We start from the raw sequence: 6,677 nt of genomic DNA, 5'->3' as shown, positions 1-6,677 counted from the left end.
CGCAGCTCCAGCAGAGGTGTCGCGGCCACGGATGGTTCTCCTTAGACGAAAGCCGCCCACGCCCTTGGGCGTGGGCGGCGCCGATCAGCAGCGGTGTCGGACCTCAGCTGACGCCGTTGTCGGTGCAGAGCTTGGCGAAGTCGCCGGTGCAGAGCTGGTCCTTGGTCACGAAGCCGTCCGCGACGACGTCCTTGACGCTGTCCTTGTAGATGGCCTTCGGCGTGAGCAGCACGGCCGGGACGCTGGAGTTGGACTCGGGGTCCGTGACGCTCTGGGTGACGTCCTTCTTCTCGCCCTTGGCCAGCGAGATGGCCAGGTCGGCGGCCGCGTCGGCCTCCTGCTTGATCGCCTTGTAGACGGTCATGCACTGGTCGCCGGCGAGGATGTTCTGCAGGCCCTGCACCGTGGCGTCCTGACCGGTGACCGGCACCTTGCCGTTGAGGCTCTGCTTCTTCAGCACGGAGATCACCGCGTTGCCGAGGCCGTCGTTCGCGGCCAGCACGCCCTTGATCTTGCTGTTCTGGGTGAGCATCTGCTCGAAGATCGTGGCGGCCTGGGCGTTGTCCCAGTCCGGCACGTCCTGGTCCGGGCCCTTCACGTAGTCGCCGGAGTCGTACTTCGGCTTGAGGACCGAGTCGTAGCCCTCCTTGAAGAGGGTCGCGTTGTTGTCGGTCGGGGAGCCGTTGAGCTCCGCCACGACCGGCTTCTCGGCGTTCATGTCGGTCAGGCACTTGACGAGGCCCTCGCCCTGGAGCTTGCCGACCGCGGTGTTGTCGAAGCTGACGTAGTAGTTCGCGCCGCCGTTGAGCGTCAGGCGGTCGTAGTCGATGGTCGCGATGCCGGCGGCCTTGGCCTTGTCGAGCACGGCCTTGCCGGTCCCGGAGTCCAGGTTGACGATCATCAGGACCTTGACCCCGCTGGAGATCATGCCGTCCGCGATGGTCTGGAACTGGCTCTTGTCGCCCTGGGCGTTCTGGATGTCGACCGTCACGCCGGCCGCGTCGAAGGCGGCCTTCAGGAACTTGGGGTCGTCCGAGCCCCAGCGCTGCGAGCTGGCGGTGTCGGGCAGGATCACGCCCACCTTGCCCACCGACGAGCTGCCGCTGCTGCCCGAGCTCTCCGTGCTGTCGTCGCCACCGCAGGCAGCCGTGCTGCCGGCGGCCATCAGGCCCACGGCGGCAAGTGCGACCATTCCCTTACGCATCCCACGAGTCCTCTCGGTCAACCCGGCCGGTGACCCTTCGCGGCCACCTTTCGCTCCACAACGTGACGCTAGGTCACTTTGCGTTGTGAAATCGGTGGTTCGGCGGAGAAAGGTCGGGTTTGCGAAAGGGCTACGCGCGGATGGGGGCCAGCTTGGCGTCCGTGAGGCGGATCAAGTCGGCCGGTGCCAGGGAGACCTGCAGGCCGCGGCGGCCCGCGGACACGTACATCAGGGGCAGGGCGCCGGCCGAGTCGTCGATCACGGTCGGCAGGCGCTTGCGCTGGCCCAGGGGGCTGATGCCGCCCCGGACGTACCCGCTGCTGCGCTCGGCCGCCGTCCGGTCCGCGAGCGTCGCGCGCTTGCCGCCCGCCGCGCTCGCGAGCGCCTTCAGGTCGAGGTCGCCGGTGACCGGGACGACGCCCACGGTCAGCCGGCCGTCGACCTCGGCGATGAGCGTCTTGAACAGCGATGCCGGATCGACCCCGAGCGCCTCGGCGACCAGGGCGCCGTAGTTCGGGGCGTCGGGCGAGACGTCGTACGGGTGCAGCTCGTGCGCGACCTTCGCGGAGGAGAGCAAAACCGTCGCGGGCGTGCCTGATGCCTTCTTAGCCACGATCACGGAGGTTATCGACACAGGAGTACGGCCGGCGCCCCCGCCACCCGCGTCAGCACGATGTTTGCCGCTGCCGGCCCACTCAGGCGCAGGTCACGGCGCAGCTGCGCGGGTTCGAGGGCGGAGCCGCGCTTGCGGATCTCGACGCGTCCCACGCCCCGCTCGCGGAGCAGCGCGCGCAGCCGTTTGAGCGAGAAAGGCATGACGTCAGTTATCTCCAGCCTTCTCCCGTACGGGGTGACGACCGGCTCGTCGGTGTAGACGTAGGCGATCTCGGGGTCGCCGAGCCGCCCGCCCACCGTGGCAGCGAACTCCGCGACCAGGTGGGAGCGGACCACGGCCGGATCGGGGTCGTACAAGTAACCGCCCACCGGGCCGACCGGTGCGCTCTCGACGCCCGAACCGTGCAACTGGTCGTCGGCGGGCAGCAAGCTTGCGCGTCGAGCGAATTCGGCGAGCGGCCCGCACCAGAACGCCGCCTCGACCAGATCCCCGTCGACGCTGACCCACTCGCCCTCCGCGCCGGGCGGCAGCAACGCGTGATCGATGCCGGGCGCGAGCTTGAGCACGGTGTTCTCCACCCGCCGCGGCAGCGCGGCGATGAAGTCCCACGACGGCGACCAGGCGTTCGGGTCGAACACGCGTCCACGTCCCGCCCTGCGCCGGGCCGGGTCGGCGAACACCGCGTCGAACTTCTCCACCTCGACCGTGGTGGCGTCCGCGCACTCCACGGCGACGAGATCGGCGAGCCCGGCGGCCTCGGCGTTGGCGGCGGCCATCGCGGCGGTCAGCGGGTCGGCGTCCACGGCATGCACGCGGATGCCCTGCCGGGCGGCGGCGAGGGCGTCCGAGCCCAGCCCGCAGCCGAGGTCCGCGAGGCTCGTGACCCCGGCCGCCCGCAGCCGCGCGGCCCGCCGGTCGGCGACCACCGCGCGGGTCGCCTGCTCGAACCCGGCGCGCGTGAAGAACATCTCCGCCGCCGCGGCCCCGAACTTCGCGGCGGCGCGAGTCCGCAGGTCCGCCTGGGTGAGTGCGGCCGCGGCGAGGTCGGCGGGCACGCCTTTCGCCCTGAGCGAAGAAGCGGCGGCGAGCGGGTCCCGGCCGGTCACCGTGGCGGCAGCGGCCAGGGCGTCCTGGCCTGCCGGGGTGCGCAGGGCGGCGAGCAGTTCGAGGTTCACGCGGAGTCATTCTGCCGTGTTGGCACTCTGGTTGACGGAGTGCTAGTTCCGGCATAATCTCCGATTAGCACTCTCAACCCGAGGGTGCCAGCGCGCGGCTCACACCGGCCGCGAGCTTGCGCCAGGCGGACCGGCACCCGCGACGACGGCCCCGCCCGGTGGCATGAGGCATGAGCTCGGCCAGCGCTGGCCGGCAGATTGATACCCAGGAGGGTATGCCCGTGACTACCGCGACCAAGGTTGCGATCAAGCCGCTCGAGGACCGGATCGTGGTCCAGGCGAACGAGGCCGAGACCACCACGGCTTCCGGCCTCGTGATCCCCGACACCGCCAAGGAGAAGCCCCAGGAGGGCACCGTCCTCGCGGTCGGCCCCGGCCGGATCGACGACAAGGGCAACCGCGTCCCGATCGACGTCAAGGTCGGCGAGACGGTCCTCTACTCGAAGTACGGCGGCACCGAGGTCAAGTACGCCGGCGAGGAGTACCTGGTGCTCTCCGCCCGCGACGTCCTCGCGGTCATCGAGAAGTAAGACCTACCGACTGCGCCTGCGCCCTGTTCCGACCTCCGGACCAGGGCGCCGGTGCGTGAAGGGACCATAGATGGCGAAGATTCTCAGCTTCTCCGACGACGCCCGCCACCTGCTGGAGCACGGCGTCAACACGCTCGCCGACACGGTCAAGGTCACCCTCGGACCGCGCGGTCGCAACGTCGTCCTCGACAAGAAGTTCGGCGCGCCCACGATCACCAACGACGGCGTCACCATCGCCAAGGAGATCGAGCTCACCGACCCGTACGAGAACCTCGGCGCCCAGCTGGTCAAGGAGGTGGCGACCAAGACCAACGACGTCGCCGGCGACGGGACCACCACGGCGACCGTGCTCGCCCAGGCGCTCGTCCGCGAGGGCCTGCGCAACGTGACCGCGGGTGCCAACCCCATCGCCCTCAAGCGGGGCATGGACCAGGCCGCCGAGGCCGTCTCCAAGGCCCTGCTCGGCAAGGCCGTCGAGGTCGCCGATCACAAGTCGGTCGCCAACGTGGCCACAATCTCGGCCCAGGACGCCACCATCGGCGAGCTGATCGCCGAGGCGATGGACAAGGTCGGCCGCGACGGCGTCATCACCGTCGAGGAGGGCTCCGCGCTCTCCACCGAGCTGGTGGTCACCGAGGGTCTGCAGTTCGACAAGGGCTTCATCTCGCCGAACTTCGTGACCGACGCGGAGGCCCAGGAGGCCGTCCTCGAGGACGCCTACCTGCTCATCACCACGCAGAAGATCTCGAGCGTCGAGGAGCTGCTGCCGCTGCTGGAGAAGGTGCTCCAGACCGGCAAGCCGCTGCTCATCGTCGCCGAGGACGTCGAGGGCCAGGCGCTGAGCACGCTGGTCGTCAACGCGCTGCGCAAGACCTTCAAGGTCGCCGCGATCAAGGCGCCCGGCTTCGGTGACCGCCGCAAGGCGATCCTGCAGGACCTCGCGATCGCGACCGGTGGCGAGCTGATCGCCCCCGAGCTCGGCTACAAGCTCGACCAGGTCACCGTCGACATGCTGGGCACCGCCCGGCGCATCGTGGTCGACAAGGAGAACACGACCATCGTCGACGGCGGCGGCAAGAAGTCCGACGTCGCCGACCGGGTCGCGCAGATCCGCAAGGAGATCGAGGCCTCGGACTCCGACTGGGACCGCGAGAAGCTGCAGGAGCGGCTGGCCAAGCTCTCCGGCGGCATCGCCGTCATCCAGGCCGGCGCCGCGACCGAGGTCGAGATGAAGGAGCGCAAGCACCGCATCGAGGACGCCATCGCGGCGACCAAGGCCGCGGTCGAGGAGGGCACCGTGCCCGGCGGCGGCGCCGCCCTGGCGCAGTCCGTCTCCGCGCTCGACGGCGACCTCGGCCTCACGGGCGAGGAGGCCATCGGCGTCTCGATCGTGCGCAAGGCGCTCGTCGAGCCGCTGCGCTGGATCGCGCAGAACGCCGGCCACGACGGCTACGTCGTGGTGGGCAAGGTGGCCGAGCTCGGCTGGGGCCACGGCCTCAACGCGGCCACCGACGAGTACGTCGACCTCGCCGCCTCCGGCATCATCGACCCGGTCAAGGTGACCCGCAACGCGGTCTCCAACGCCGTCTCGATCGCCGGCCTGCTGCTCACCACGGAGAGCCTCGTGGTCGAGAAGCCGGCCGAGCCGGAGCCCGCCGCGGCCGGTGGGCACAGCCACGGTGGCCACGGTCACCAGCACGGCCCGGGCTTCTGACCCGTACGCAACACGGAAGGGGCGCGCCGCCACCGCGGTGCGCCCCTTCTCCCATGTGTACGGAAGAATCGGCGCGGGAAAGAGGAGCGCTCATGATCGTCGTGGTGGAGGGACCCACCGCCGCCGGGAAGACCACCTGGTGCCGGCGGTACGTCGGCAGGTTCGTGGGCGAGTCACGCGCCGCCGCCGGGCTGGAGCCGTCGGACGAGCAACTGCTCGCGCGGCACATCGTCCGGGAGGGCATCCGGCGCTGGGACGCGGCTCGCGAGCTGGAGCAGCAGGACGGCCTGGCCTTCTGCGACACCGATCCGGTGCGGCTGCACTACGCGTGGGGGATGGCCGCGCTCGGGTTCGCCCCGCGCGCCCGCTTCGACCGCGAGCTGGTGGTGACCCGGGAGGCGTTCCGCACCGGCCGGCTCGGCTTCGCGGACGCCGTCCTCGTGGGCCTGCCCGACACGGAGACGCTGCAGCGCCGCCGGGACAGCGGCGAGGCTCGCACCCCGCGCGCCTTCGCGGAGCACGTGCAGCTGCGGGAGCCGCTGCAGCAGTGGTACGCCGCCCTGGACAGCCTGGACGCCGGCCGGGTCGTGTGGGAGCTGTCCGCCGAGGGCGTGCCGAAGCTGCCCGAGCCGCGCACCGAGCGCTGTGCGGTCGAGCTCCTTAATGACCTCGTAATGGCATTGCCGCCGCTGCGGCGTGGAACATTGATCGTGTGAAGCTTCCCGTCCGGGCCGCCCTGGCCGGCCTCGCCGCCGCCGCCGTGGCGCTCGGCCTCGCCGAGATCGTCGCCGTGTTCACCGGCCCGGACTCCTCGCCGCTCTACGCGGTCGGGGGAGCGGTGATCGACAACGTGCCGCCCGCGGTCAAGGACTTCGGCATCAGCGTCTTCGGCACCCACGACAAGACGGCCCTGATCATCGGTACGGGCATCCTGCTCGCGCTGTACGCGGCGCTCGTCGGCTTCGCGGCGCTGCGGTCGCGGCTGATGGCGTACCTGGGCATCGGGATCTTCACGGCGATCGGGGTGACCGCCGCCCTCACCCGGCACGACGCGGGGCTCGCGGCGGCCCTGCCGTCCCTCGTGGCGGGCGGGGCGGCGGCGCTCGCGCTGCACCTCCTGGTGCCGCTCGCCCGGCGCAGCGCGGAGTCCGGCTCGGAGGCCAATTTCGACGCCCGGCGGCACTTCCTCGTGGGCGTGGGCGCGGCGGCGGGTGTGGCCCTGGTCGGCGGGTTCGGCGGCCGGTTCCTCACGAACAGCCGTGCGGTGACGGCGGCCCGCCAGGCGGTCGTCCTGCCGGAGCCCAGCGGGCCCGCGCCCGTGGTTCCGCCGGGCGCGCAGGCTCCCGGCGCCACCGCCTACGTGACGTCCAACCGCACGGGCGGACGACCAGCGCGAGCACGATGTTCGCCGCGACCATGCCGCCGGCGATGACCGTCG

The 6,677-nt window shown here is 71.1% G+C and carries 7 protein-coding genes; 4 read left to right on the top strand and 3 right to left on the bottom strand.

Annotation, left to right across the window (positions count from 1 at the left end):
- Positions 1 to 103 precede the first annotated feature (103 nt).
- From RBH18_RS42335 to RBH18_RS42325, 3 genes are all read right to left on the bottom strand, one after another.
- Positions 104 to 1,204, bottom strand: a complete 1,101-nt coding sequence (locus tag RBH18_RS42335; protein ID WP_306216163.1) for a sugar ABC transporter substrate-binding protein — start codon at positions 1,202 to 1,204, stop codon at positions 104 to 106.
- 130 nt (positions 1,205 to 1,334) lie between these two features.
- The gene (gene ybaK, locus RBH18_RS42330; protein ID WP_306216162.1) at positions 1,335 to 1,817 is read right to left on the bottom strand and encodes a Cys-tRNA(Pro) deacylase; all 483 of its coding nucleotides are present in this window, start codon (positions 1,815 to 1,817) and stop codon (positions 1,335 to 1,337) included.
- 11 nt (positions 1,818 to 1,828) lie between these two features.
- Entirely contained in the window at positions 1,829 to 2,995 is a 1,167-nt protein-coding gene (locus RBH18_RS42325) for a class I SAM-dependent methyltransferase (RefSeq protein ID WP_306216161.1), read from the bottom strand.
- A 215-nt stretch (positions 2,996 to 3,210) separates the two neighbouring features.
- Between RBH18_RS42325 and groES the strand changes: the two genes are divergently transcribed.
- The 4 genes from groES (at position 3,211) to RBH18_RS42305 (ending at position 6,671) form a co-directional block, all read left to right on the top strand.
- Positions 3,211 to 3,525, top strand: coding sequence for a co-chaperone GroES (groES, locus tag RBH18_RS42320; protein ID WP_084558066.1), 315 nt, complete (start codon positions 3,211 to 3,213; stop codon positions 3,523 to 3,525).
- Positions 3,526 to 3,595: 70 nt separating this feature from the next.
- Positions 3,596 to 5,239: a chaperonin GroEL gene (groL, locus tag RBH18_RS42315; protein ID WP_306216160.1), complete on the top strand. Its 1,644-nt coding sequence runs from the start codon at positions 3,596 to 3,598 to the stop codon at positions 5,237 to 5,239.
- Positions 5,240 to 5,331: 92 nt separating this feature from the next.
- Complete coding sequence (locus tag RBH18_RS42310) at positions 5,332 to 5,955, top strand: hypothetical protein (RefSeq protein ID WP_306216159.1); 624 nt, start codon at positions 5,332 to 5,334, stop codon at positions 5,953 to 5,955.
- Complete coding sequence (locus RBH18_RS42305; RefSeq protein WP_306216158.1) at positions 5,952 to 6,671, top strand: hypothetical protein; 720 nt, start codon at positions 5,952 to 5,954, stop codon at positions 6,669 to 6,671. The genes RBH18_RS42310 and RBH18_RS42305 overlap by 4 nt, the downstream gene beginning before the upstream one ends.
- Positions 6,672 to 6,677 lie beyond the last annotated feature (6 nt).

The sequence above is a fragment of the Actinoplanes oryzae genome, from assembly GCF_030757795.1.
GTDB lineage: Bacteria > Actinomycetota > Actinomycetes > Mycobacteriales > Micromonosporaceae > Actinoplanes.
The sequence above is the reverse complement of the archived record's forward strand: the minus strand, read 5'-3'. Positions and strand labels throughout refer to the sequence as shown.